The organism is Rothia sp. CCM 9417, from assembly GCF_048513575.1.
Classification (GTDB): domain Bacteria; phylum Actinomycetota; class Actinomycetes; order Actinomycetales; family Micrococcaceae; genus Rothia.
The window spans coordinates 60,927-85,511 of sequence record NZ_JBLXXT010000001.1 but is presented as its reverse complement, the minus strand read 5'-3'; the positions used below and the strand labels follow the sequence as shown (position 1 = coordinate 85,511).

Annotated in this window: 20 protein-coding genes; 12 read left to right on the top strand and 8 right to left on the bottom strand. The window is 58.3% G+C overall.

Annotated elements, in window-relative coordinates:
• The first annotated feature begins 4 nt into the window (after positions 1 to 4).
• Positions 5 to 1,477, top strand: a complete 1,473-nt coding sequence (locus ACN082_RS00365) for an APC family permease (protein ID WP_419098872.1) — start codon at positions 5 to 7, stop codon at positions 1,475 to 1,477.
• Positions 1,478 to 1,518: 41 nt separating this feature from the next.
• Positions 1,519 to 2,865: a flavin monoamine oxidase family protein gene (locus tag ACN082_RS00360; RefSeq protein WP_419098871.1), complete on the top strand. Its 1,347-nt coding sequence runs from the start codon at positions 1,519 to 1,521 to the stop codon at positions 2,863 to 2,865.
• A gap of 80 nt (positions 2,866 to 2,945) precedes the next feature.
• On the opposite strand, the gene ACN082_RS00355 is transcribed toward ACN082_RS00360, so the two are convergent.
• The 3 genes from ACN082_RS00355 to ACN082_RS00345 form a co-directional block, all read right to left on the bottom strand.
• Positions 2,946 to 3,329 (bottom strand): hypothetical protein, encoded by a 384-nt coding sequence (locus ACN082_RS00355; protein WP_419098870.1) that lies wholly within the window; start codon positions 3,327 to 3,329, stop codon positions 2,946 to 2,948.
• Between the two features lie 94 nt (positions 3,330 to 3,423).
• Positions 3,424 to 4,020 carry a hypothetical protein gene (locus tag ACN082_RS00350; protein ID WP_419098869.1) on the bottom strand — a complete coding sequence of 199 codons (597 nt, stop codon included), beginning with the start codon at positions 4,018 to 4,020 and terminating at the stop codon, positions 3,424 to 3,426.
• A gap of 156 nt (positions 4,021 to 4,176) precedes the next feature.
• Positions 4,177 to 5,730, bottom strand: a complete 1,554-nt coding sequence (locus ACN082_RS00345) for a PLP-dependent aminotransferase family protein (protein ID WP_419098868.1) — start codon at positions 5,728 to 5,730, stop codon at positions 4,177 to 4,179.
• 398 nt (positions 5,731 to 6,128) lie between these two features.
• On the opposite strand from ACN082_RS00345, the gene ACN082_RS00340 reads away from it, so the two are divergent.
• The 4 genes from ACN082_RS00340 (at position 6,129) to ACN082_RS00325 (ending at position 9,713) form a co-directional block, all read left to right on the top strand.
• Positions 6,129 to 6,725 carry a hypothetical protein gene (locus ACN082_RS00340; RefSeq protein ID WP_419098867.1) on the top strand — a complete coding sequence of 199 codons (597 nt, stop codon included), beginning with the start codon at positions 6,129 to 6,131 and terminating at the stop codon, positions 6,723 to 6,725.
• Positions 6,726 to 6,925: 200 nt separating this feature from the next.
• Positions 6,926 to 7,840: a pyridoxal 5'-phosphate synthase lyase subunit PdxS gene (gene pdxS / locus ACN082_RS00335; protein ID WP_419098866.1), complete on the top strand. Its 915-nt coding sequence runs from the start codon at positions 6,926 to 6,928 to the stop codon at positions 7,838 to 7,840.
• Between the two features lie 71 nt (positions 7,841 to 7,911).
• Positions 7,912 to 8,490 (top strand): pyridoxal 5'-phosphate synthase glutaminase subunit PdxT, encoded by a 579-nt coding sequence (gene pdxT / locus ACN082_RS00330; protein WP_419098865.1) that lies wholly within the window; start codon positions 7,912 to 7,914, stop codon positions 8,488 to 8,490.
• A gap of 128 nt (positions 8,491 to 8,618) precedes the next feature.
• A complete protein-coding gene (locus ACN082_RS00325; protein ID WP_419098864.1) occupies positions 8,619 to 9,713 on the top strand; it encodes a YeiH family protein in 1,095 nt (364 codons plus the stop codon).
• Between the two features lie 777 nt (positions 9,714 to 10,490).
• Here the strand turns inward: ACN082_RS00325 and ACN082_RS00320 are convergent.
• Positions 10,491 to 12,005 (bottom strand): phospholipase D-like domain-containing protein, encoded by a 1,515-nt coding sequence (locus ACN082_RS00320; protein WP_419098863.1) that lies wholly within the window; start codon positions 12,003 to 12,005, stop codon positions 10,491 to 10,493.
• 319 nt (positions 12,006 to 12,324) lie between these two features.
• Between ACN082_RS00320 and ACN082_RS00315 the strand changes: the two genes are divergently transcribed.
• On the top strand, positions 12,325 to 12,897 hold the full coding sequence (locus ACN082_RS00315) for a TetR/AcrR family transcriptional regulator (RefSeq protein ID WP_419098862.1): 573 nt from the start codon (positions 12,325 to 12,327) through the stop codon (positions 12,895 to 12,897).
• 53 nt (positions 12,898 to 12,950) lie between these two features.
• A complete protein-coding gene (locus tag ACN082_RS00310; protein ID WP_419098861.1) occupies positions 12,951 to 15,950 on the top strand; it encodes a YhgE/Pip family protein in 3,000 nt (999 codons plus the stop codon).
• Between the two features lie 146 nt (positions 15,951 to 16,096).
• On the opposite strand, the gene ACN082_RS00305 is transcribed toward ACN082_RS00310, so the two are convergent.
• The 4 genes from ACN082_RS00305 to arsB form a co-directional block, all read right to left on the bottom strand.
• On the bottom strand, positions 16,097 to 17,602 hold the full coding sequence (locus ACN082_RS00305; RefSeq protein ID WP_419098860.1) for a SulP family inorganic anion transporter: 1,506 nt from the start codon (positions 17,600 to 17,602) through the stop codon (positions 16,097 to 16,099).
• Between the two features lie 82 nt (positions 17,603 to 17,684).
• Positions 17,685 to 18,041, bottom strand: a complete 357-nt coding sequence (locus ACN082_RS00300; RefSeq protein ID WP_419098859.1) for a MerR family transcriptional regulator — start codon at positions 18,039 to 18,041, stop codon at positions 17,685 to 17,687.
• A 75-nt stretch (positions 18,042 to 18,116) separates the two neighbouring features.
• Positions 18,117 to 18,497: a low molecular weight phosphatase family protein gene (locus ACN082_RS00295; protein WP_419098858.1), complete on the bottom strand. Its 381-nt coding sequence runs from the start codon at positions 18,495 to 18,497 to the stop codon at positions 18,117 to 18,119.
• Positions 18,498 to 18,511: 14 nt separating this feature from the next.
• Positions 18,512 to 19,612 carry an ACR3 family arsenite efflux transporter gene (gene arsB, locus ACN082_RS00290; protein ID WP_419098857.1) on the bottom strand — a complete coding sequence of 367 codons (1,101 nt, stop codon included), beginning with the start codon at positions 19,610 to 19,612 and terminating at the stop codon, positions 18,512 to 18,514.
• 105 nt (positions 19,613 to 19,717) lie between these two features.
• Here arsB and ACN082_RS00285 point away from each other — a divergent pair, with 105 nt between their 5' ends.
• The 4 genes from ACN082_RS00285 to ACN082_RS00270 all read left to right on the top strand — a co-directional run bounded on the left by ACN082_RS00285 (position 19,718) and on the right by ACN082_RS00270 (position 24,558).
• A complete protein-coding gene (locus ACN082_RS00285; protein ID WP_419098856.1) occupies positions 19,718 to 20,062 on the top strand; it encodes an ArsR/SmtB family transcription factor in 345 nt (114 codons plus the stop codon).
• A gap of 166 nt (positions 20,063 to 20,228) precedes the next feature.
• Positions 20,229 to 20,693: a YbjN domain-containing protein gene (locus ACN082_RS00280; RefSeq protein WP_419098855.1), complete on the top strand. Its 465-nt coding sequence runs from the start codon at positions 20,229 to 20,231 to the stop codon at positions 20,691 to 20,693.
• Between the two features lie 4 nt (positions 20,694 to 20,697).
• Complete coding sequence (locus ACN082_RS00275; protein WP_419098854.1) at positions 20,698 to 22,539, top strand: HSP90 family protein; 1,842 nt, start codon at positions 20,698 to 20,700, stop codon at positions 22,537 to 22,539.
• 21 nt (positions 22,540 to 22,560) lie between these two features.
• On the top strand, positions 22,561 to 24,558 hold the full coding sequence (locus tag ACN082_RS00270) for a hypothetical protein (RefSeq protein WP_419098853.1): 1,998 nt from the start codon (positions 22,561 to 22,563) through the stop codon (positions 24,556 to 24,558).
• The last annotated feature ends 27 nt before the right edge of the window (positions 24,559 to 24,585 follow it).

Genomic DNA, 24,585 nt, shown 5'->3' with positions numbered 1-24,585 from the left:
CCCAGTGCCCCAGAACCTTCAGCAGACCCGACCGGGCATAGGAACCACGGCCCTGGTCTTCATGATTATTGCGGCCTCGGCACCACTGACCGTGCTAGCCGGTGGAGTCCCCACCAACTTTGCTGTTGCAGGGATTCTGGGGGTGCCCCTGGGCTATCTAGCCATCGGGCTCATCATCTTGCTCTTCACCGTAGGCTACGTGGCCATGAGCCGTTCTATTTCCAATGCGGGGGCCTTCTACGCCTACATCACCGAAGGGCTGGGTAACCGTCAGGGAATCGCCGCTGCCATCTTGGCGCTGGTCTCCTATAACCTCATGCAGTGCGGCCTCTACGGGCTCTTTGGCTTCTCCCTGGCCGCCTTTCTCAGCACCCTCTTTGGCATCCACATCTCCTGGTGGGTCGCGGCCCTGCTGGGCTGGGTATGTGTAGGTTTGCTCGGAGTTGCCAGCATTGACCTGTCAGCAAAAATCCTGGGACTATTGGTAGCCCTCGAGTTCCTGGTAGTTATCATCGTCAGCGCCCTCGCCCTCACAGAGCCACCCGAGGGGATCTCTAGCCAGACCATCGAGCCACAGGATTTTTTCACCACCGGCATCGGAGTTCTCTTAGCCTTTAGCATTGCCGCTTTTATGGGCTTTGAATCCGGGGCTATCTATTCAGAAGAGGTCAAAGACCGCAAACGAACTGTTGCTAGAGCAACCTACATTGCAGTGACCCTCATTGCCCTCTTCTACGCTGGCACGGCATGGGCTTTTGCCATGGGAGTGGGGCCAAGCGCCATCATCGCTCAGGCTCAGGAATACGGGCCAGATCTGGTTTTTGTCTGGCTGGCTGAACGCTCACCCGCCCTGGCACACACCGCTAACGCTCTCTTCATCACCAGTCTTTTTGCCGCCCTGCTGGCCTTCCATAATGCTGCTGCCCGCTATTTCTTCTCCCTGGGCAGGTCACGCGTGTTGCCAGGCCTACTAGGGCGAGCGAGCACATCAGGTTCCCCCCTCTACGGGTCAGCTCTACAGACCGTCCTAGCCCTACTGGTCCTGCTGATCTTTGCCGTCCTGGGCCAGAATTCTGAGCACGGGGAGCTCTACCCGGTACTGACCCTCTTTACCTGGTTCACCAACGCGGCAGCCTTTGGGCTGGTCTTTCTACTGACCATCACCTCAGTAGCAGTCATCTGCTGGTTCGCCCGCAATCCAGCCGACCATTCCCTCTGGGTGCGCCTCATAGCCCCCGGAGTCTCGGCGCTGGCCCTTGCGGTAGTTGCCTTCCTCATTCTCTGGAACTTTGACATCATGATCGGCTCCCAAGACGGCTCCCCCCTGGTCTATGTCATGCCAGCAGTCATCATGGGCTCCGGGGTGCTGGGTTTGGCCTGGGGCCACTACCTCAAACACCGCAGGCCCGATGTCTACCAGGCCATCCGCCACCTTGACCATCAGGAATCAACAGACCCCGGTAGCCAGCCCTCATGAGGCTCAGGCTACTGAGGTGCCACAGAAAGAAGGTCCCCACCATGACCACACAAAAAGTAGCAGTAATTGGAGCTGGCTTCGCCGGCCTAGTGACCGCCCGAGAACTTCAAACCCTGGGCTACCAGGTAGAAGTTTTTGAAGCCCGGAACCGCATCGGGGGCAGAGCCTGGACGGAAAACCGCATGGGTCAAGACCTGGAACTAGGTGCCACCTGGGTCCACTGGATGCAACCCCATATTTGGGCTGAGATTACCCGCTACCAGCAGACCATCTACCCCAGCCCCTCAGACTGCGATGCCTACTGGGTCAGCCAGGGGCAGGTCATTTCAGGTACTGAAAGTCAGATGGATGCCCGCCTTGCTAGGCCACAGGCAAAAATCTTTGAAGGTTCTCGTGACTTCTTCCCCAACCCCCAAGACCCCCTGGCCATCCTGAGGCCCGATTCAAAGGCCTCAGAGCAGTTGCAAGAAGCCTTCCTCAAGGCGGATCAAGACAGTGTTCTTGACCCTCTCGAAGAGGGAGATTTCAGCCAGGAAGAGAAGGATCTGTGTAACGCCTACTGGTCTGCTGGTTACATCGGCAACCCCCACCAGGGGTCATCACTGATGGCTAAGCAGTGGGCGGCTCTGAGCGACCACCGTCTCTCCCTCATGGATGAACAGACCCTCCGTTTTAAACTGACCAATGGTATGCAAGGTATCTACCAGGCTATTGCTCAAGACCTCACCTGCCCTATCCATTTAGAGACCCCGGTCAAAAAGGTGGAGCATAGCGACCAGCAGGTGCGCTTAACCCTAGAAGATGGCCGGCTGGTCGAGGCGGATGCCGTCGTAGTTACCGTCCCGCTGGGGGCGCTAGGCAACCTGACTTTTTCACCTGAGCTACCGGGTAAAATTCCTTCTCTGATCCAGCAGAAGTGGAACTCCACCGGTTGCAAGATTTGGATTAAAATCAAGGGCCATCATAAGATTCTGGGCTACGCCCCTAGCCCCGCAAAGATTAATGTCTTCCGCAGCGAGTTCTTTCTGGACGACGGCACCACCATTTGCGTTGGTTTTGGCTCCGATCACAGCCAGGTAGACCTCAACAGCCTTGAGGATGCCCAAGAAATCCTCAACCAGTGGCGCCCCGACCTTGAAGCTATCGACTGCACTGGCCATGACTGGGTCGATGACCCCTGGAGCGGACAAGCCTGGGCCACCTTGAAGAAGGGGCAATTTACCGATGGCTGGCACCATTTCGAACAGGATATGGGCCGCATCTACTTTGCTGGGTCCGACTATGCTCGCGGCTGGCGAGGTGTGGTAGTGGACGGAGCCATTGAAACCGCCTACCGCACCAGCCGTAAGGTAGCCCACGATCTAGGTTCTGCCGCTCAGGAATCCTAGGATCTAGCGCCAGCTGAAAATATGCACTTAGTGCCTTCCACTAGCGACTGGCCCTATCTGCCTCTGACCGGCAGGTAGGGCTAGTTCTTTTTGTTGGCCTCGTCGATACGCTGGGCCAGGCGTTCTTTTTCCTCAGCTTCTCGGCGTTTGGCTTCGGCTTCACGGCGGGCGCGTGCCTCGGCGTAGAGCTTGGCGGAGGAACGGTTAACACCGGTACCTTGGCCCAAGGAGGGGTCATTGGGTTTTTCCACCAAGATAAGGGTGGCGCACATGACCAGGGTGACCACAAAAACAGCACCGCCGATGGTCAGCGCCAAAACGAACTGAGGCCGGTTGGCCGTACCGCCGGTAGCAAAAATAAAGGTGCAGGCAAAGGCAACAGCTGCTAGTACCGCCGCGATAATGAGCGGGCCGGTCACCTGCGCCTTAAACCCTGACCGGGTTGGTTCACTCTTCTGAGCCACAGACTTCTTCCTCCTGAATTGGTAGTCCCACCAGTCTACGGGGTGGCCAAGGGTTTTATGCGCCCCGCCACCGCTAGGGTCACAGGTAGCCCTGCTAGGGCTCCTGGGGTTTGTTTGCCTGAGCGCGCAGAGTAAGCGCCCCGATCAGCACAAAAACACCTGCTAGCAGGGCACCGCCACCGGCGGTTCCCATAATGGCCTTGTCTCCGATCTCTGAGACCACCGGTAGGGCGGCCGCAGACAGAGTGATGATCAGGCCTTCCAGCTGCCAGTCGCGGGCGGCAGGGTTCCACTCTTGAGAGCGCATACCGGCTAGAACTTTAAGAACACCGGTCAGGCCAAGAACCAGGGCCCCCATGAGGGTGAGCCAGAACTCCCCGCGCGGCGCCAGAAGCATCAGAGCGCCACCGGCGGCTTGAACTAAGGCTATTGAAGTAAACCCCTGGGCAGAAACCCTGTCCCCGGCAGGAGCAAGCGCACGCGCCGTCAGGTAGGAGGCTCCCGCATAGCCCAGCAGGTAGAGCGCCAGCATTATAGTAATGACCGTCAGGGTCGGGGCCTGCCAAAAAACGGTAACCAGCCCAAAGACCAGGAAGACCAGGGCCTGAACCAGGGTAGGGCTTGCAAGTGCCCCGGCCAGTAGCCGGTCGGTGGGGTGGAGCTCAGATTTGTTCTTAGGTTCCTCAATCACCCTCTTAGTCTACCGCCCTCCCTCGACCCTGTGGCTTGGAAGATAGCACAGGCTTAGCTACGAAGATATTCCCACCCAGGGGATGAGTAGCTCTCTGGGGCTGAGCAGAAGGGCCGACAGGCCAGGGTAAATCTCTGAAGACATCAATAGGCTCTCTTAGGCTGAAGGGCGCATCAAGATAAAACGCAGGCGCTCTAGAGCAAGAGCAAGGTCCTGGTCCTTAAGGGCACCAAACCCTAAAACTAGCCCTTGCGAGTGCTCTAACCCCAGGGGAGAGCCAGGGGACAGCTCACTTTCCTGGGACCAGTAGTCGCTCAGAGGGGCCAAAACTACCCCCACCTCACGGGCTCGCTCCAAGGCACAGGTCTCAGTGAGCCCTCCCTGCCCCGGCAGGATCAGCATGGCGTGCAAACCACCTTCCATCAGAACCAACTTCACTCCGGGAATCTGCCCCAGAGCCTCACGAACGAGCTCCCGCCTCCGTCGGTAGACCCTACTCATCCGGGCAGTATGGCTTCGCAGCCCGCCCCGGGCCAGAAAATGAGCTAGAGCATCTTGAACCAGGCAGGGCACGGGGTTACCCAGAGTATCCCGAAGATCCAGTAATTCTTGAGCTAGCTGCGGGGGCGCGAGAAGGTAACCCAGCTTAAGACCGGGAGCTAGCAGCTTAGAAAAGGAACCTAGGGTAAGGACTCGACCCTGCTGGCTCTGCCTACCAGAAACTAGTTGGGAAGATAGCAGGGGGGAACGGTCAAGAGCGGCCAGGGTGGGCAGAGGATCACCTCGGTAGCGCAGTTCGGAATCATAATCGTCCTCCACGAGGAGCACTTGCTGCTCCGCAGACCAGGCAAGTAAATCCAGGCGACGGCTCACCGGCATGGAGGTGCCCAAGGGGTACTGGTGGTTAGGTGCCAGCAAGACTAGATCCGGGCGATCTTTACCGACAGGTAAGCAGTCCGGAATCAGACCGCAGGAATCAACCGGTATAGGGATGATCTGGTGCCCAAAGGTTTGGGGGATTTTACGCAAGTTAGGGTAACCGGGATTTTCCACTGCCACCCTCAAGGGGCGCTTACGCTGCCGAGCACGCAGAGCCGTAAGAAGCAGGCGAAAACCCTCCCTGGCACCAGCGGTGATCAGTAGCTCCTCTGGGTCCCTGTAGGTGGCCCGTATGAGCCTCAGGTGCTCTGCCAACTCTGAGCGTAGGGCTAGCGACCCAGCCGGGGGGTGGCTGCTCAGAGGGGCTGCCACGGCGGTTCGCCAGGCCGCTCGCCAACTGGCGCTGGCCAGCAGGGAGGTATCGGGTTGACCGGGCCTCAGATCAAAAAAGTTGCCCTGAGGGGGGCTTGTTTCTGGCTGCTGGACTTGGACGCTAGCTGGCCCTGGGATGAGGTATTCTTGGCCGGCGCCGGAGGGTTGAGCAGGATCTTGGGGCCAGTGAGCCAGTAGTGTGCGTGAGACCCGCGTTCCGCCACGATTACTTGACAGGTACCCCTCACCGGTCAGCTGTTCATAGGCAAAGACCACTGTGCCCCGTGAAACCTCTAACTGGTGGGCTAGCGTCCTGCTAGATGGCAGGTGGTCACCGGCCCTGAGACGGCCAGAGACAATCAGCGAGCGGATCTGCTCAGCGATCTGGGTGTGTAAGGAGAGCCCTGTGCCCCTGCTCAGGCTAAGGGGGAGGTATTTATCCCCTGAGTATTGAGCCACGTAACCCCCTTCTGCTCTTCCCTTCTCTAGTGTATCGGCAGATAGGAACCCTAGGAGATAACTACTCAGCGAACCTGGGTAGTAGGTGCTAAAGGGTCAGAAGATGACACTTCCTGGACTCCTTCCCCCTGGGCCCAGTGAGGTGCTGGGGGTCTCTTAAGGGGCCTGCCCTTATTCCCAGGCTGCGGATACGAACTCGGCAGGATTCTGAGCCCCCAGCCCTATTTGCTATATCTGTAAATATGGCTCCTATTAGGCATTACAGATGCAAAGAATAATTTATTATTTGTTGCCAACATCTCACCGAGAGATGTCTATCTCCATCACCCGAACCAGAAGGAGCTGATAGCATAGGCCAAATACCCTAAATCATCCTAAATATCTCTAAGCAGGTAAAGATGTCCTCCCCCACCCCTCATGTTAGCCGCCGGGCCTTGGCCTGGTCCGCACCCATGGTCCTAGCGTCCGCCAGCATCCCGGCCTATGCCGCTTCTACCCGCGAGAAGCAGCCCGCTGTCAGCGGTAACGGTCACGCTTACCACAATTCAGATCAGGACGCTAACTACGACGGCAGTAAGCGCTACTGGCTGACTACCTTCGATGAGCGAAATCCTTACAGCGTAGCTGTTTACTTCACCATTCCTACAGATATCATCACCAACGTAGCGGTGACCTACTGGCTACCAGAAGATAATCTGCAGTTCACTAGCGTAGAGTCCAATGGCTGGGCCACCCCTACCCGCGACTACACCCAGGGTAACGTGGTCACACGTCAAGGTATTACAGAATACGCTTACACCTCCTACTACCAGGGAAGTCTGGCAGCCAGGAAGGGCACCACGCCCTTCCCAAGCTACCTCTTTGTTGCAACCGGCCAAGATGATCGTGACTGGAGCACTTTGAGGGTTAAGTACCGTTATAAGTACACCGCCACCGTTAACGGCCAGGAAAGCATGAAATCACCAGATCAGTACTTCTACCGCCCCGAAGCCTAAAAAGTTCCCAGGTTTACAGGGAACCCCTCCCAGGCCAGGCACTCCAGTCTCACCCCCAGAGACTAAGTGCCTGGCCTGGAGTTTGAGAGGGGCAGAAAATCCAGGCCTGGGGTAAACCCAGGCCTTAAACTATCTGGTCTAAAAAGAATGTGTTTGTCTGGACCTTTCCCTAGACCAGATCTGGGCGCAGACTGGTCACCATGACTGAAAAAACAACCGAGACCGCAAACACCGGCTCACCCCTTCTTAAGCGCGGCCTGGCCGACATGCTCAAAGGCGGCGTCATCATGGACGTTGTCACCCCCGAACAGGCCAAAATCGCTGAAGATGCTGGCGCTGTTGCCGTCATGGCCCTTGAACGCGTGCCCGCCGACATTCGCGCCCAAGGCGGTGTTGCCCGCATGAGTGACCCCGATATGATTGAGGGCATTATCGATGCTGTCTCAATCCCCGTCATGGCTAAAGCCCGTATCGGGCACTTCGTCGAAGCCCAGATCCTAGAGCACCTCAAGGTCGATTACATTGACGAGTCTGAGGTGCTCTCCCCCGCCGACTACGTCAACCACATTGACAAACACGCCTTTAAGGTTCCTTTTGTCTGTGGCGCCACCAACTTGGGCGAGGCACTGCGCCGCATCACCGAAGGTGCAGCCATGATCCGCTCTAAGGGTGAAGCAGGCACAGGGGATGTTTCCGAAGCCACCAAACACATTCGCACCATCAAGACCCAGATCGCTGAGCTTCAGGCTCTGCAGGCCACGTCCCCCGACTTGCTCTACGTCAAGGCCAAAGAACTGGCCGCACCCTACGAGCTGGTCCTTGAGGTAGCCCGCACCGGCAAGCTCCCCGTAGTCCTCTTTACTGCAGGCGGCGTTGCCACCCCAGCCGATGCTGCCATGATGATGCAACTAGGAGCAGACGGTGTCTTTGTGGGTTCGGGCATCTTCAAATCCGGCAAACCAGAAGCCCGCGCCAAGGCAATCGTGAAAGCCACCGCCTTTTACAATGACCCCGAGCAGGTTACCGCAGCCTCACGTGGCCTAGGTGAAGCCATGGTCGGCATCAACGTTGCCGACCTGCCCGCACCGCACCGCCTGGCAGAACGCGGCTGGTAAGCCTAAGGGGTGGGGTAACTACGCCCCACCCCTAGCATCTATTACTTTGCCGGGGTAGCGAAAGGGAATCCATGACTTTAACCGTTGGTGTTCTGGCCCTCCAGGGCGGAGTGGCCGAGCACGTCAAGCTCCTAGAGACGCTGGGGGTGAACACTCTGCTGGTCAAAAAACCGGAGGAACTGCAAAGGTGCGATGCCCTGGTACTACCCGGTGGGGAATCAACCACTATCGACAGGCTCACCCGTATCTTTGGCCTACGCCAACCCCTCATTGACGCTATCGGCGCTGGCCTGCCCACCCTGGGCACCTGCGCCGGGCTGATCCTTCTGGCCAAAAACCTTGAGGGCCCTGCCGCTGACCAGCAAACCCTGGGTCTGCTCGATGTCACCGTTGCCCGTAATGCTTTTGGCTCCCAGATCGATTCGGCGGAAGCTGAGCTTGCCTGGTGCCAGCAAGAAACCCCGCTGAGGGCAGCCTTTATCCGTGCACCTGCGATTACACGAACAGGCCCCGAGGTAGAAGTCCTAGCCACCTACCGCAAGAAAATAGTAGGCGTCCAAGAGGGCAAACTACTGGGCATCTCCTTCCACCCCGAGCTGACCGGGGACACCACTGTCCACCGCCGTTTACTGGAACTTACCACCGCCTAGCCCTTACCGGGGCACTCCCCGGAATAAAAGGGTTGAGGTTCTAGGGGTGTCAAGAGTAGCTAAGGAAAGGGGAGGGATTTCATTCTGCAGGCCAACTCAGAGGGCTCAAGGCAGTCTAAACTAAAAGCATGAGCTTGCCAGACCCCACAATCCACCGCAGAGCCACCCCTCGCGCTGGCCTAGCGTCCCTCCCTAAGCTCCTACCGGGGCTAGTCCTAGCGGTGGGCCTAGCCCTAGTTGCCTACCTTCTGACCCTTATGCCCGGTCTCAAGCTGGTCAGCACCCTACTTCTGGCCATAGTTCTGGGAATAGCTGCCCGCAATATGGGCCTCTTACCCCAAAATGCTCAGGCTGGCTTGACCTTTGCCTCCAAGAGCCTGTTACGGCTGGGCGTTGTCCTCCTGGGTCTTCGTCTGTCTCTGCCAGATGTATTTTCACTGGGGTTCGGGGCCCTACTGACCATACTTCTGACAGTTGCAGGGACCTACCTGGTGGCTATCATCTTGAGGCGCTACCTTGCTTTGGCCCCCACTACCGCCCTTCTGACCACCACCGGCACTGCAATCTGTGGCGCTTCGGCAATTGCCGGTATCTCGGCGGCCCTACCCCCAAAAGCCCAAGACCCAGACGATGAAACAGTGGATAACGCGGCCCTCACGGCCTTGGCTGTCATTACCCTCTGCGGCACTTTGACTATGTTTGCCTTACCGGCCCTGGTCGGTTTTTTGCCCCTTACACCTCTGCAGGCTGGGGTATGGTTAGGTGCTTCTATTCATGAGGTGGGGCAGGTAGTAGCGGCGGGGGGCTTTATTAGCCCAGAGGTGACCGATATTGCTACGGTAAGCAAGCTGGGCCGGGTAGTTCTTTTGGCCCCTATTGTGGCTCTGGTAGGTTATGGCCAGAGTAGGCAGGCCCAGAGGAAGACCTCGCAGGCTAAGAGTCACAGACCACCCTTACTGCCCCTCTTTGTGTTGGGGTTTATCGTGGCTATCGTGCTCAGGTCAGTGCTGGCGTGGAGCGGCTTGGATCAGCCCCTTGGCCCGCTCCTGGCTGGACTCAATACCTTCACCACTTTTATTTTGGCAGTAGCCATGGCCGCTCTGGGCACGGCAGTCAATCTCAAATCCACCCTCTCCGCTGGTGGTCCGGCTCTCCTCTTTGGCCTCATCCTCTCTGGGGCAACTGCCTCCATAGCCCTTGGGCTTACTCTCTGCTTGGTCTAACCCTCGAAATAGCCACCCGGTATCTACCCACCACTCACTCTCAGCTCTTGCACCGGCAGTTGGCCCGCAGCGAAGATGCAGGTATGACCCGGACTGGGGTGTGGCTGGTGGTCATAGCTTGAAGCGTCCCAAGGACTCCCTGGCACATTTGCGGGGACGTCTTTTCGCAGCAGAATTTCGGCTTGTGTTTTCTGGGCATTTTGCCTGCCCGCTACTACCGTCCCACAAACCGGGGGATGTGGGGCAAGCCGGAAAATTTTATTCCCCCCTCTTAGCCCCACAAATATTTCTGATAGGTCAGCTGGTTAAGGAGAATCTCTTGCTCTCACTTTCCACAGATACCAGCCTAGGCTTACCAGAAGCGTTACTAAACCAAAGGCATAACTAACCCAGAACTCCTGAGAAGCCCCCGACCAACCACCGGTTAAAAAGTTCACTCCGCTAAGAACCATCGCAAAAGGCAGGGGTATCAGTAATAAAACCATTACCGTTATAAGCAAAGACACTATTTTCCTCATGGCTTCCTGCAGCTCTCTTGAATGAACCTCACTAGCAATTTTCTTGATAAAAAAATTGTACCCACGAGAGATCACCCGGCACGGCTATGACCTGAGGTTCCTGGACCATGGCTGGTGTTCTTATCGCTTGTCGCGCTCTTCTTGAGCAACTGCACCATCTTGGCATTCCTTGCCTAAAGTAGTTGTGCACTTGCTAGGCCCCAGCCGTCCACCAAACGCAAAAATTCTTTTATTCCACGCAGTTCAGCTTAAGAAGTCTCTAGAAGGTACCCAGACCGGTAGCCTCCTGAAAGCGATAAACCAGCTTGTGCAAGGCAGAGCGCATGGCCCCAGGCTCCTCACGCCCTTCATAGGGCAGACTCAAGAGAGCTGGCCTGCCAGCAACCGGCTCATTCCTCCACATCAGTGACCAATAGGCAGTAAACTCCTGAGCCAAATGGGCATCGATAGGTGCCACCAACCTCAGGTCAGTCTCCAGGTTGTAATTACAAATATTTCGGCGGGTAAAATTACCCGATCCAACCAGCAGCTCGAAGATACCGCCGCCCTCCCCCTTTCGGTAGGTCGCTAAGTACTTAGGGTGAAACTGCTCCCCACTGGTGGCATACCACCGCACCTGCACCCCAGCGCCTTGCAGTTCGCGGGCTACAGGCAGGGCCGGCAGCCCCGTCTTCTTACGCCCAAAAGCATCAAGGTTCAGATCAAGCAGGGCCTGCACCTGAACTCCGCGCTGAGCGGCAGCTTTGAGCTCCCGCACCACTGATCTCTCAGCCAGATAAAACATTCCCAGACAAATCTCTCCACCGGGCTCTACTGCTCGCACCATCTGGCAGGCTACCCGCCGGATAGCTCCTTCGGTGACCAGTTGAACTCTCACCGGCTCATGGTCTTCTGAGCTTTGGCCGTTCCTGTCGCGCAGGCCTTGGGTGAGCACCTGCTCGAACCTGTCAAAGACCTCACCCTGCCCACCCGAGAGGGTATAAATAGCGCGTTCACTGGCTAAAATATCGGCCAGAACGGGGCCCGTCACCAGCAAACCTAGGTTAGAGTTAGGGGCCGAAGCGTCATGGGGATTAGCTGAGCTGACAAGGGCCTCTCGCTCACTAAGCGCCAGCTTGCGGTGATTGGCTTTGAAATTGAAGAGACGAGCATAGGCGTTAGGGCTCACCCTAGGACGCCCAGGAGCCAAGACGTTAGGCAACCCTGCAGGAAGTTCGGGCAGACGGGCCAGGAAAGTGCGATAGAAAGCCGAGTAGATCGGGTTGGAGTCAGCCAGAGCATCTAGATCGGTCATCACCACCTGCACCCCAGCATCAGCTAGCTGCTCCAGGTGAGGTAGGGAGTAGCTACCGTAGAAAGTATTAATGGGGTCGGTAATAAAAATGATAGGCAGTTCAGGTGCCTGTGCCCGCTTGTTAACCAGGGCCCTAGTCACCCGCTCAGCAAGCCGCGGGTAGCCACCCTCTGGCCCACGGGTACGGTCGTAGTCAGAGTTGAAGAGGAAGAGGTCTAAGACCAGAAAGTCTTGGGCACGCTCGATCAGGCCCTCAAGGGCGGCAAAGATGGACTGCTCCGAAACAGTAGTGCCCTCTTGCTGGTAGGTCAGGTCAGCCAAAAGCTGGGTGTAACCCGAGGGATGACTCCGACCCTCCAAGCTGAGCCCTTTAGCTAAAGGTATACGGGCTTGCCGGTAGCCGGTGAGAGCGGTAGTGACGCAAGCGCCTGCGACAAGGGCGGTGGTTGCAGTGAGGGCGTAGCGGGTGAATGTGCTCATAGTTCTAATCTACCGGGTCTCCGCTAGCGGGTAACCGGCCAGCCTGTTGGCTGAAACTCAAGGTGCACCAGCCAAGCTGGCTAGGGCTAACGTGAATTCCCGTGCGGGCGCTAACGAGCCAGGCAAGAAACAGGCTTGCCAGTACTCTACCTACCCAGCGAAAAGGAAGACTTCAGGGGCGGGCATTTGAGGTAGCGGTTGCAGTATTGAACACCCCTGGCTCACAGAAACTGTCCTATATCACACCCCAGCCCCTTGCCGATTTCCTTCACAGGCGTAAAATTTACATCTGTAAGAAAAATACTGTGGAGAGAAGCCCGTGACCCTAGACCCCCGCCCCGCCCGTAGTCGCACAGCCCTTGTTGAGGCCACCATCAAGGCTCTGAACACCCCAGAACCAGCAAGCCTTAATATCACCGACCTGGTCAAGGCCGCAGGAGTCAGCCGCCCCACCTTCTACCAATACTTCTCAGACATCAACACGCTCATTCACACTGCCGCGCTGGAAAAGCTAGATACCGCCCTCAACTCGCTCCCCGAGGCAGACCCCACCGACCCAAGCACCCTCATCACAAGCGCAGCTAGCACCAGCCTGCTCACCGCACTCCAAGCAGATGCAGTCTTCTTCCGCAATGTCTTAGACGCCTCCGGCAACTCATCTCTGGTCGAAGAGCTCGTTACCTTCCTGACCCATAGACTCCTGCTCCGAGGCTCTGCTACCGAACAACCCAAGACCACAAATAGGCCTCTCACCAGTGACTACGCCCAGTTTATCGCCGCCGGGGCCGCCTGGTTAACAGTGCGCTGGCTCAGGACAGACTTCATCGGCCCCAACACCGCCCAGGCCATGGGCCAGCGCCTGTCCGCCATGATCCAAGCGGCTACCAGCTAACCCCCCTTAGTTTTCCCCTCTCCCCAACCTTAAAAAGAAAGTAGGTGAACCCGGTGCCTTCAACACGAACCAAACACCCCGCCCTAAAGCGCACATCAGGCCCTATGAAATACCTGGTACTCCTGGCAGTTATTATTATTCCTTCCATCTACGCAGGTATTCTCACCTGGGCTAACTACGACCCCACCGGTACCATCGATGCCGTACCGGCCGCTATCGTCAATCAGGACAAGGCTGCCACCACACGCACAGGCCAAGAACTGACCCTCGGTGACGACCTCACCCAAGAACTACTTACTAAGGACAGCACCAGTAATTTTGACTGGTCAGTCATGGATGCTGATCAAGCACGGAGCGAGCTCGAAAACGGTCGGGTTCAGGCAGTTTTGACCATTCCAGCTGACTTCTCAGCCAACGTCTCATCCCTGTCCGAAAACTCTTCAGATGCGGCCCGCAAAGCCAAACTAGATATTGCCACCAACGACGGCTCTAACATCATCTCCGGCAATATCGCTAGCTCACTTGGGACAGCAGTTACCGACGCACTGGCCCATAAGGTATCCACAGAATACTTGAGCAAGATTTACGCGGGCTTCACCAATATCCACGACTCCCTGGGGGAAGCTTCCGACGGTGCCCAAAAACTGGCAGACGGCTCAAGCTCAGCAGCCCAGGGCAGTAAGGAGCTAGTCGTAGGGCTCACCGACCTAAAATCAGGAACAGACTCACTAGCCAGCGGGACCTCATCCCTAGCTCAGGGCGCCAGTAAGGTTGACCAAGGAGCATCATCCCTCTCCCAAGGCGCATCATCCCTAGCTCAGGGCACCAGCAAGGTTGACCAAGGAGCGTCATCCCTCTCCCAAGGCGCATCATCCCTAGCTAACGGCGCCAGCAAGGTTGACCAAGGAGCATCATCCCTCTCCCAAGGCGCATCATCCCTAGCTCAGGGCACCAGCAAGGTTGACCAAGGCGCCTCATCCCTCTCCCAAGGCGCATCATCCCTAGCTAACGGCACCAGCAAAGTTGACCAAGGAGCATCCACCCTGGCGCAGGGCACCAGCCAGGTTAACGAGGGAGCATCATCCCTAGCCAAGGGTGCAGACCGGGTCAATGGTGGGGCATCTTCCCTGGCAACCGGTGCGGACCAGGTCAAGGCAGGGGCTTCTAGCCTCTCTAAGGGCCTGACCCAACTCAACGAGAGTGTAGCCACCCTACCCGAAAAACTTCCCGCCCTGACCGATGCCACCGGTTCACTTACAACAGGCGCTTCCAACCTAGCTGCTGGGGCACAAGAGCTCAAAGCAGCTACTAATCAGGTGAGCTCTGGGGCTGAAGCGCTCTCCCAAGGAGCAGATAAGGCCCTGGGCGGGGCACAAGACCTGGCCACCGGAGCCACCAACCTAGCCGGCGCTACCGATGAGCTCACCACCGGAGCCACCACCCTAGCTGCGGGCACCCAATCCCTACTAGATAATTGGGACAAGCTCACAGACGAACAGAAGCGAGCTGCCCTCCAAGAGCTCAACACCGGGGCCGGTAAACTCTCAGCAGGAACTAAGGCGCTGGATTCCGGGGCAAACACCCTAGCTGCGGGCACCCAGGCACTGGTCGGCGATGAAAACAGCGGGCTAACCAAACTAGCCGGTGGAGCAAATAGCTTAAAAACCGGAGCTAGCCAAACCGCTACAGGAGCCACCACCCTAGCAGAGGGTGCCAGCGCTCTCTCACAGGGTGCCCAGGAGCTAGATAGCTCAGTCGGAGCCCTCAGCAAAAATCTCGGAGCTCTAGCCGGTGCAGTATCCCAGGCTAATGACGGGGCAGCCGCACTGGCAGATGGCACCTCATCACTTGCTACCGGTGCCCATAACCTCCATGACGGGACCTCATCACTTGCTACCGGAGCCACCAGCTTGGCAGATGGCACCTCCTCCTTAGAGGCTGGCGCATCCACCCTGGCGCAAGGCACGTCCTCACTCAACCAGGGAGCCAACCAGCTCAAAGACGGCACCTTCACCCTGGCGCAAGGCACGTCCTCACTCAACCAGGGAGCCAACCAGCTCAAAGACGGCACCTTCACCCTGGCGCAAGGCACGTCCTCACTCAACCAGGGAGCCAACCAGCTCAAAGACGGCACCTTCACCCTGGCGCAAGGCACGTCCTCACTCAACCAGGGAGCCAACCAGCTCAACGACGGGGCCGCTGACCTTGATGCAGGGGCCGGTAAGGCCGTAGACGGAGCCAGCCAGCTTTCACAAGGTCTCGGAGAACTCAAGAAGGGAAGTTCTACCCTCTCCACCTCGCTCAGTGACGCGGTGGACAAGGTACCTAGCTATACTGACGGGCAAGCTGAGGATCTGAGCGCAGTGACCAGCGACCCCGTAGCCATTGACAAAACCCGCATCAACGAGGTCTCCACCTACGGACACGGCCTAGCCCCCTATTTCATGACTCTTGGTCTATGGGTAGGTGCCATTGCTTACTTCATGATGTACCCAGCTATCTCAGCTAAGTTCGCTCGACGTGGACATTCCGGCCTGGCAACCCTCCGAGGAGCCATGGTGCCGGTTATCCTCATGGGTATCGTCCAGGGGTCAGTGATGACTATCATCATTCACAGCCTGGTAGATATTAAGACAGCTAACTTCTGGGGCCTGATGGGTTTTGCGGTGCTGACCTCCATCACCTTCCTGGCTATCAACCAGGCACTCATTGCCCTGCTCGATGCACCGGGTCGCTTTATCTCGCTCATGCTGACAGTTATTCAGATTGGTGCAGCAGGCGGCACCTACCCGATTGAAACAGCCCCGGGCTTCTTGCAGGCCCTGCACCCCTGGCTACCGCTCACCCACGCCCTGGAAGCCTTCCGCTCACTCATTGCTGGTGGTTCAATTGGAATCTCTACCGGCCTTGCCTGGCTGGCAGGCTGGTTCATCCTGGCTCTTAGCGGTACCGCAGCTAGCATCTGGATTCGCCACCGCCGGGAAGACCGCAGGGAAGCAGAACGTGCCCGCAAGAACGCCCCTGCACCGGAACTCGCGGGGGCTGCGGGCTAAGTCAATAGCACCCAACCTAAATACCCGGTGCCGCGCCCGGCCCAGCACCCTTAACGCCAGCCCCCCCCCCCAATCCAGCTGGCTGGCACGGCACCGGTTGAGAATCAGGTAGGAGTACGGGAACATGCTGGGGGAAATGCCACTTCCTAGTGACCTGCTCCTAACTGGCCGCTCAGCCGGTCCTGGAAGTCCTGGCTGGCAGGGTTCAAACCCTGAATCTGCACGGTTTTACCCAGTCGCTCATACTTGGCTGTAATACTGTCCAGGGCGCTTACCGTGGAGGCATCCCAAATGTGGGAGCCACTCAAATCAATGACCACGGTCTGCGGGTCCTGCGCGTACTGGAACTGGTAGTAGAGGTCATTCGAGGAGGCAAAGAACAGCGCCCCTTCCACCCGGTAGGTCACGGCCTCCACCCCTTCCAGGGGTGCCATCTGCCGGTCTACCGTCACCAGGTGAGAAACCCTGCGCGCAAAGAGAACCGTAGCGGTCAGCACGCCCAGCACCACACCGATTGCCAGGTTGTGGGTAGCCACTGTGGTAGCCACCGTCACCAGCATGACTACCAGCTCACTCTTGGGCATGATTCGCAGGGTACGCGGGGTGATGCTGTGCCAATCAAAGGTCGCAATCGACACAAAAATCATGACAGCTACCAGTGCGGCCATAGGGATCAGCGCCACCACATCACCCAGCAGGAGCACCAGCGCTAGCAAGAAAACACCGGCCAGGAAAGTAGAAATACGGGTGCGGGCACCCGAGGCCTTGACGTTGATCATGGTCTGCCCAATCATGGCGCAGCCGCCCATACCGCCGGTCAAGCCCGTGACGATATTGGCTACACCTTGGGCCCAAGATTCGCGGGTCTTGTTGGAAGGGGTATCGGTAATATCGTCCACCAGCTTGGCTGTCATCAGCGACTCCAAGATACCCACGATAGCCATAGCCAGGGCGTAGGGGGCCATGATGCTGAAAGTTTCCACGTTGAGGGGAACCTGGGGGATAAAGAGCGTGGGCAGGGCTTGTGGCATCTCGCCCTTATCGCCCACAGTAGGCACCTTAATTCCAGCTACTACGGTAATAGCGGTAATGAGGACGATAGCGACCAGGGGCGCAGGGACAGCCTGGGTGAGGCGGGGAAGCCCGAACACCAGCAGAAGACCCAGGGCAACCAGAGGATAAACCGCCCAGGGAACACCCAAAAGTTCGGGAACCTGAGACATGAAAATGAGGATAGCCAGGGCGTTCACAAAACCGACCATGACCTGCCGGGGAATAAAGCGCATGAGCTTAGCAATACCCGCCACAGCCAAAAGAACCTGGAAAAATCCGGCCAGGATAACGGTGGCAATAAAGTAGTCGGTGCCGTGACTGGCAACCAGCGGGGCGATCACCAGTGCGATAGCGCCAGTGGCTGCTGAAATCATGGCTGGTCGCCCGCCAAGCAGTGCAGTTGTGACTGCCATGGTGAAGGAGGCAAAAAGCCCTAGCCTGGGGTCTACCCCGGCAATGATAGAGAAAGCAATGGCTTCTGGGATGAGGGCTAGGGCAACGACAAGCCCGGCGAGGACTTCGGTTTTGAGTAGCTTGGGGGAAGTAAGGGTCTTTCGAACTGATTGCCGGTCGAGGGCAGAAAGTGCGGTGTCAGCCACGGGGCTCCTTAGGGTAGATCATCTAACTCTACTCTAACGTAAGAGTAGAGTTAAGCCTCTGCAAGCCTACCCAAACCCCGCCTTAGCCCTGCGCGAGACGCTTCTTCAACTGGGCCTCCAGCTCCCGCCCCTGCCGGGCGAACCGCTCCAAGGTAGCGGCCTTCTCCTGCACCCGCACGGTCAGCTCTTGGAGTCTGGCCTGCCCAGAATCACCCAGAGAATCTGACTCCATCAGGTCGATGAGCTCATTGATTTCATCCAGCGATAGCCCCAGCGGCTTCATGCTCTTAATAAAGAAGAGACGGCGCAGGTCATCTTCGGTATAGAGACGGAAACCGCCCTCACTGCGGCCCGAGGCCGGCAATAAGCCAATATCGCCGTAGTGGCGAATACTGCGCACGGACAGGCCGGTCTTTTCTGCAAGGTCACCAATATGCACGCACTTCTCCTCATACAACAAGGTGGGATAGTGCACCAAACACTACCCCACCCCTGTTGGAAGAACCAAGCAAGACTAATTCAGTGAAGCTAACAGATCGCGCACACGCTCTTCAATATCGTCAAGAATCAGGTTCATCCGCTCAGCACCCTCAATTCCCTGGAGGGAGGGCTCAACCGTATCCCATCGCTCAAACCTGATTCCGGGAGGAACCTCAAGTTGAGCCTCATTACCCAGCACCACAACACAGTCAGCCTGGGCTACCCGCTCAACACTCGCTTCTTTGGGGTATTCCCCTTCCACGGAGTAACTGCGTGCTTCTAGCGCCTGCACAGACTCGGCATTCAGCCCGCTCCCGGGGTGAGTCCCAGCAGAGAGAACCTGCACATCCTGACCAGCTAGTCCGCGCATGACGGAAGCCGCCATCTGAGACTTACCGCCATTTTTCTTACACACAAAAAGTACAGTTTTTATAGCATTTCTTTCTTGATTGAAGCAGTAGGAGGAGCAAAGAAACGTCTCTGAGCCCAGAGAGCAACGTACACCAGCCCCACAAGTACCGGTACCTCAATGAGAGGGCCAACGACACCGGCAAGAGCCTGCCCGCTGGTTACTCCGAACGTGCCAATAGCCACCGCTATCGCCAGTTCAAAATTGTTACCTGCGGCGGTAAAAGCCAGGGTTGTTGTTTTGGCATATCCCAGGTTGAGGGAGCGACCCAAGACCATGCCAGCGGTAAAGGTGCAGACAAAGTAAACCAGGAGGGGCAGGGCAATACGGGCAACATCCCAGGGCCGGTCAATGATGTTTTTGCCCTGCAAGGCAAAAAGTATCGTAATGGTAAAGAGCAGACCGTAGAGCGCCCAGGGACCAATAGCAGGCAGAAAAGTATTGTCGTACCAGTCTCTGCCTCGGGCCTTTTCGCCCCAGGTTCTGGTCAAGAACCCTAGGATCAGGGGAATGCCCAGGAATACGAGGACGGAGAGCGTCACCGCCCAGAAGGAAAATTCTGCGCTTGTGGTAGCAAGCCCCAGCCATGAGGGGAGCAGTTGAAGGTAGAACCAACCCAAGAAGCCAAAGGCTAGAACCTGGAAAACAGAGTTGATAAAAACGAGTACAGCAGCGGATTCACGATCCCCACAGGCAAGATCATTCCAGATCATCACCATAGCTATACAGCGAGCTAGCCCCACGATAATAAGACCCGTCCGGTACTCGGGCAGATCCGGCAAGAACACCCAGGCCAACACGAACATAAAAGCCGGTGCAATGAGCCAGTTAAGGATGATGCTGGTGACCATCAGCTTTTTATCGGTGAGGACTTCTCCAGCCTTGTCGTAGCGGACTTTTGCTAGGACCGGGTACATCATGATCAGCAGGCCGATAGCAATCGGTAGGGAAACCTCACCAACTTTGACCGCTTCTAGCAGGTGGGAAAGCTGAGGGAAGAAGTTTCCTAAGAACAGCCCAAGCACCATAGCCGCCACAATCCATAGCGGCAAGAGGCGGTCAAGGGTAGAAAGTTTAGCTACGACATGGGCGCTTGAAGCGTACTTGGAGTCATCAGACATAGAGAGTCTCCGGTAAAGGGTGGGGTTCAAAACACCTTATATTGATGATTATAAATATAATCATGTCTTTAATATCGATGACTGTCAATGTGACATGATTACTTTATGCACCACACAGAGCCCACCCCCATAAACACCTGCCCCAGTACACCCAGCACAAAGACACCGCTCTCTACCGAGGCAGCCCAGCAGCAGGCCCTCCTCCTCAAGGCCCTCGCAGACCCCAGTCGCCTCAAGCTCCTCTCCCTACTTCCTACCGCACCGGAAACATCCTGCATCTGCGACCTTATTCCTGCCATCAATCTCAGCCAGCCCACAGTGTCCCATCACTTCAAAGTGCTCACCGAAGCAGGGCTTGTAAGCCGCCAAAAACGTGGCACCTGGGTGCATTACTCCCTTGTTCCCGGAGCGCTGGAAAAAATTGCGAACAGCATACTGAACCTCAGATAGACCCCGCCGCTAAAAGCAATTAAATCCGCCTCCCCCCTCAGCCCCAAAGACACGAACGCTGGCTCAACTTGTAGGATAGAGAGGTACCAGCGCCCCCCTACAGACCATATAAACGGGCCTGTGGCTATCAGCCTCACCGCCCGCCAGCAAAAAAGAAAGAGCACCCTTGGGCTTCTTTGATAGCGTCCAGCCAGCACCTGCTACCCCTGCACCGCTCACAAGCACTCGACTGGGGCAAGCACTGCGGCGTCTTGAAATCCCCCACGAGCTTGAAGCGGACGGCACCCCCATCACCTACTACCCTGCCGGCTATCTGCTCTACCTGCTCACCCCTGACCGGCTGACGGTACGTACCACCTGGCGGCAGTCCTTACCCACCAGCTCCCTACCCCACCTGAGCATGTTTGCCCACCAATGGAACCAGCACCGCCCCTATCCCACTGCTTACCCGGCCATTCTGGGTGAGGACGGCCAGGACTTCGCGCTCCTGCCAGCGGACTTCACCCTGCCCGTCACCGCCGGGGCCACCGATGAGCAGATCGACCTCTACCTGCGTGAAGCTAGCCGCTCGGCCCAGGAGTTCCTGACCGAAGTAGAAGGCGCCTTTGCACCCATAACGGAAGGGGAATAAAAGCATGTCACAGCGCTTTAAAGTGGATTTGGGTGGCCTGGTTGAGCTGCTCTCCAAGAACCTTTATTCTGGCCCGCAGGTCTACCTACGCGAGGCAATCCAGAACGGTGTCGATGCCATTACCGCCCGCCGCGAGACTGACCCCGATGCCCCCGCCCGGGTGCTTCTAGAACCCTGGGAAGAGGGCACAGGTATCACCATCACCGACACCGGGATTGGGCTGACCGCGGAACAGGCCGAAGAATTTTTAGCAACTATTGGGCGCACCTCCAAGCGTGACGACGTCTTTAACGAAGGCCGAGCCGAGTACCTAGGCCAGTTCGGTATTGGTTTACTGGCCTGCTTCTTGATTGCTGACACGGTTGATATCACGTCACGTTCTGCCACCGCTGGGCAGGCCCCGGTCCGCTGGCTGGGCCACGCCGACGGCACCTTTGAGGTTACCGAGCTAGCGCCGGAGCAGGCCCCCGAAGTGGGCACCCTTATCCGCCTGAAAGCCCGCCGCGATGCCGCCCACTGGGTTGCTCAAGAAACTGTGCTAACCCTGGCAACCGACTACGCCGACATGCTCCCCATCGACGTATCCGTGGTCGTCAAAGCTGGCTCCCGCCGCCTACCGCGCAGAATCTCCCACCCCCGCCCCCCGTGGGCACCCGCCCGCACCTTGGGAAACAACAGCGCCAGCGAAGAAGCCCCCAACCAGCATGAACGCACCATGGCCCTAGCTACCTATGCAGAAAAAACCCTGGGCATCACCCCACTTGCCACGATCGACCTAGAGGTACCGGCCACCGGCACCAGCGGGGTCGCCTACGTCCTCCCCCAGGCCGTCTCACCGGGTTCTGGCCGCCACCGGGTCTACGTCAAGAACATGCTGGTAGCCTCCCGTGAAGACTCGCTCCTACCCGACTGGGCCTTCTTTGTGCGGGCGGTCGTCAATTCTGAGGGGCTGACCCCCACCGCCTCCCGCGAGCAGTTGCGCGAGGACGAGGTACTCCTGCTCACCCGCGAAGCAATCGGGGACCAGCTCAAAACCTGGATTACGCAAGCTCTGGCAGAGCCAAGTGCCCTGCGCGACCGCTTTGTGCAGACCCACAACCTAGCCCTACGCGCTGTTGCCCTTGCCAGCGACGACATGCTCGATGTGGTTGCCCGCTCTCTCCCCTTTGAAACATCCCAGGGGCTTGCCACCCTCACCGAGGTCACCGATGCCGCCGGGCAGATTCTCTACACTCCCACCACCGAGGCCTACCGCCGTATAGCCCCCGTGGCCCGCGCCCAAGGCCTATGGGTGGTCAACGGCGGCTACGTCTACGACTCAGACCTGCTAGCTAAGCTGGCTGACCGCCCCGGCTGGCAGGTCACCGAACTCACCAGCCAGGACGTGACCCAAACCCTTTCCTCTGTGGAGATGGAGCGGGAGTTTGACGTGATGCCAGCCCTGGAACTCGCCCGCGCTGTACTATCCCCCCAAGACTGCGGGGCCACCCTGCGGGTCTTTGAACCGGCCAGCCTACCGGCAGTTCTGCTGCGCGATGCCGACGCCGAACGCCGCCGCGACCTCACCCAGGAAGCCCAGCAGGCTGATGGGCTGTGGGGCGATCTTCTTGGCTCCCTAGCAGGTCAGTCCACCGAGCCCAGCCGTACCCTGGTGCTCAACGACGCCAACGAGAACGTCCAGCGGCTACTGCACCAGCCGCATCACCCCTCCTTTGAGCCCGGCATTAACACCCTCTACCTCTCGGCACTCATGCTGGCGGGTGAGGGCCTGCGCGGCAGTGAAACCACCCTGCTCAGCGACAGCCTGGCCCAGCTTCTTGAAGCCGCTCTGCGCCCCAACACCTAGTTTTCACCAGGGAGAAACACCGTGTGGTCCATCCACGAAGCCACCCAGAAGATAGCTCACACCCGCACGCTACCCTATGGGAGCGCGCGCACCGCCGCCGCAGAGTACATTGCCCGCACCCTTGAGAACGAGGGGCCGGAGCAGGTTCTACCGCAGGCCCTCCTAACCCTGGTGGAGGCCTATGTCTTTGGCCAGCCAACCCCCGCCTCTTTTGCGGTCTTCTCTAAGCTCTTACGGCTGTGGGACACCCACCCCGAATACTTTGACGACGAAACCGCCAAGGCCCTCTTTTGGCAGTTCAAGTGGGTCACCGGCGACCTGACCGCCTACCCGCAGATTTCCAAGGAGCAGGCCCGCCAGCTCCTTGATGAGATGCGTAAACGCTACCGCCTAGCCGGGCTGGGCGATAGCGCCGCCGACCGTGCCGAACACATGTGGGCCGCCCACATTGGCGATGACGAAGCCGCCCAAACCTGGCAGGCCCGCTGGCTCTCCCACGGTGAGGACGAGATGGATTGCGGCTCCTGCCGCCACGGGAGCAATCTGCGAGATCATATGGCCGCCGGGGAGTTTGAGCAGGCTGTTGCGCTCGGTGCCCCGACCGAAGATTTGTGCAACCGCGAACCGGCGTCCTCCCACCGCCAGCTTGCCCTGGCCCTGCTTCACCTGGGCAGGGGCGAGGAGGCCGGGCGGGAGCTTTTGCGTGCCCAGGCCAACAGCCAGCACTATGACCCCGACGATGTGGGTGTAGAGTTTGAGATTTTAGCGCGCGGCCAACAGTTAGAGCGCGCCTTTGCTCTGCTGAAAAAACACGGCAAACGGGCGCTGGCCCTGGGTGGCGACCCCGGCGATAACCGTAACTTCTTGCGCTACCTGGTAGCCGGTCTGGCCTGGGCCCGCCAGGAGAAGGGACAGATGCCCACCGGCTTGAGCGGTTTTACCCCCGCATCTTCTGCCGTGAGCCAGGGAGGCCAGTCAGCAGAGGTGTCTCGCGCTACCCTGGGTGAGCTCTACGACTGGGCCCTGGCCCAATCCCTACCCCTGGTTGCGGCTTTTGACCGGCGGGCGGGTAACACATGTTTTAGTGAATCGCTGGCGGACGCCGAACTAAAATCTGTTCTCACCCCCTTGGTTCTTCCGGAGGGGCAGGCCGCGAGCGCCCCCTTAGGGCCTCAGGGGGAATCTGCCGGTGAGCCTGTTTCTTACACTGACTCTGCACGGGCAGGTTTGATGTCGCCGGATACTGCCGCCGCAGGTGAGAGTGCAGATGGCCTACTGGCGGAGGGCAGCTACGACCGAGCCGCCCAGGCCTACTTGGAACAGGCCATTAGCTATGAGGGTGCCGGTCAGCTTGCGGCGGCGGGGCAGGCACGGGCTGAGGCCGCTATCTGCACCAAGCTAGTGGGCCGTGAAGCTGAAGCTGCCGCCCTCTTGAGCCAGGCTTTTGATCTGCTGGTAGCCGGTGATGCGCACCCCGCGCTTCTGGTAGAGACGATACGCCAGTGGGCCCCAGTGGCTGAGATTCTGGGGGATTACGGCGCGGTGCTGCCTGCTGCCCAAGTTGCCCTTGACCGGGTAGAGAGCGCCCTGGTTCCTGCTCAGGAGGGCAGTGAAGCCCGACCCGGCGGCACCGGCATGAGTGCCTTACCGCGCCCTGACCTCCTGGTTTATCTACTAGCCCAGGAGCTGGTTGCGCGGCTGGATGCGGCGGCGGGAACATCTGACCCTCAGCAGGTTCAGGCGGGCTTGGTCGCGGCGGCCGATGCTTATGCTGAGCTGGGTTTCCCCGAGCGTTCGGCGCGTCTGCTCGTGCTGGTTGCTGAGTATGCCCGTGAGCGGGGCGGAGTTGAGGGCGCTGTCAGCGCCTATCAGCGGGCCAGGGAGCTCTTTCAGGGGGTGGGGCTGGTCGAGTCAGCCACCGCCGCCTTGGATGCCTGCCTTGATTTACTCCAGACCACCGGGCAGGGCCACCGGGTAGAGGGTCTTATCGAGGGGCTACTGACGCAGGACGGCCAATAACCTGCGGGCTTTCTTTCCAGCTGCACG

Excerpts from the sequence above, each read along its gene's own strand:
- ACN082_RS00360 (WP_419098871.1), top strand. The coding sequence starts at position 1,519 with ATGACCACACAAAAAGTAGCAGTAATTGGAGCTGGCTTCGCCGGCCTA.
- ACN082_RS00340 (WP_419098867.1), top strand. The coding sequence starts at position 6,129 with ATGTCCTCCCCCACCCCTCATGTTAGCCGCCGGGCCTTGGCCTGGTCC.
- pdxS (WP_419098866.1), top strand. The coding sequence starts at position 6,926 with ATGACTGAAAAAACAACCGAGACCGCAAACACCGGCTCACCCCTTCTT.
- pdxT (WP_419098865.1), top strand. The coding sequence starts at position 7,912 with ATGACTTTAACCGTTGGTGTTCTGGCCCTCCAGGGCGGAGTGGCCGAG.
- ACN082_RS00325 (WP_419098864.1), top strand. The coding sequence starts at position 8,619 with ATGAGCTTGCCAGACCCCACAATCCACCGCAGAGCCACCCCTCGCGCT.
- ACN082_RS00320 (WP_419098863.1), bottom strand. The coding sequence starts at position 12,005 with ATGAGCACATTCACCCGCTACGCCCTCACTGCAACCACCGCCCTTGTC.
- arsB (WP_419098857.1), bottom strand. The coding sequence starts at position 19,612 with ATGTCTGATGACTCCAAGTACGCTTCAAGCGCCCATGTCGTAGCTAAA.
- ACN082_RS00285 (WP_419098856.1), top strand. The coding sequence starts at position 19,718 with ATGCACCACACAGAGCCCACCCCCATAAACACCTGCCCCAGTACACCC.
- ACN082_RS00275 (WP_419098854.1), top strand. The coding sequence starts at position 20,698 with ATGTCACAGCGCTTTAAAGTGGATTTGGGTGGCCTGGTTGAGCTGCTC.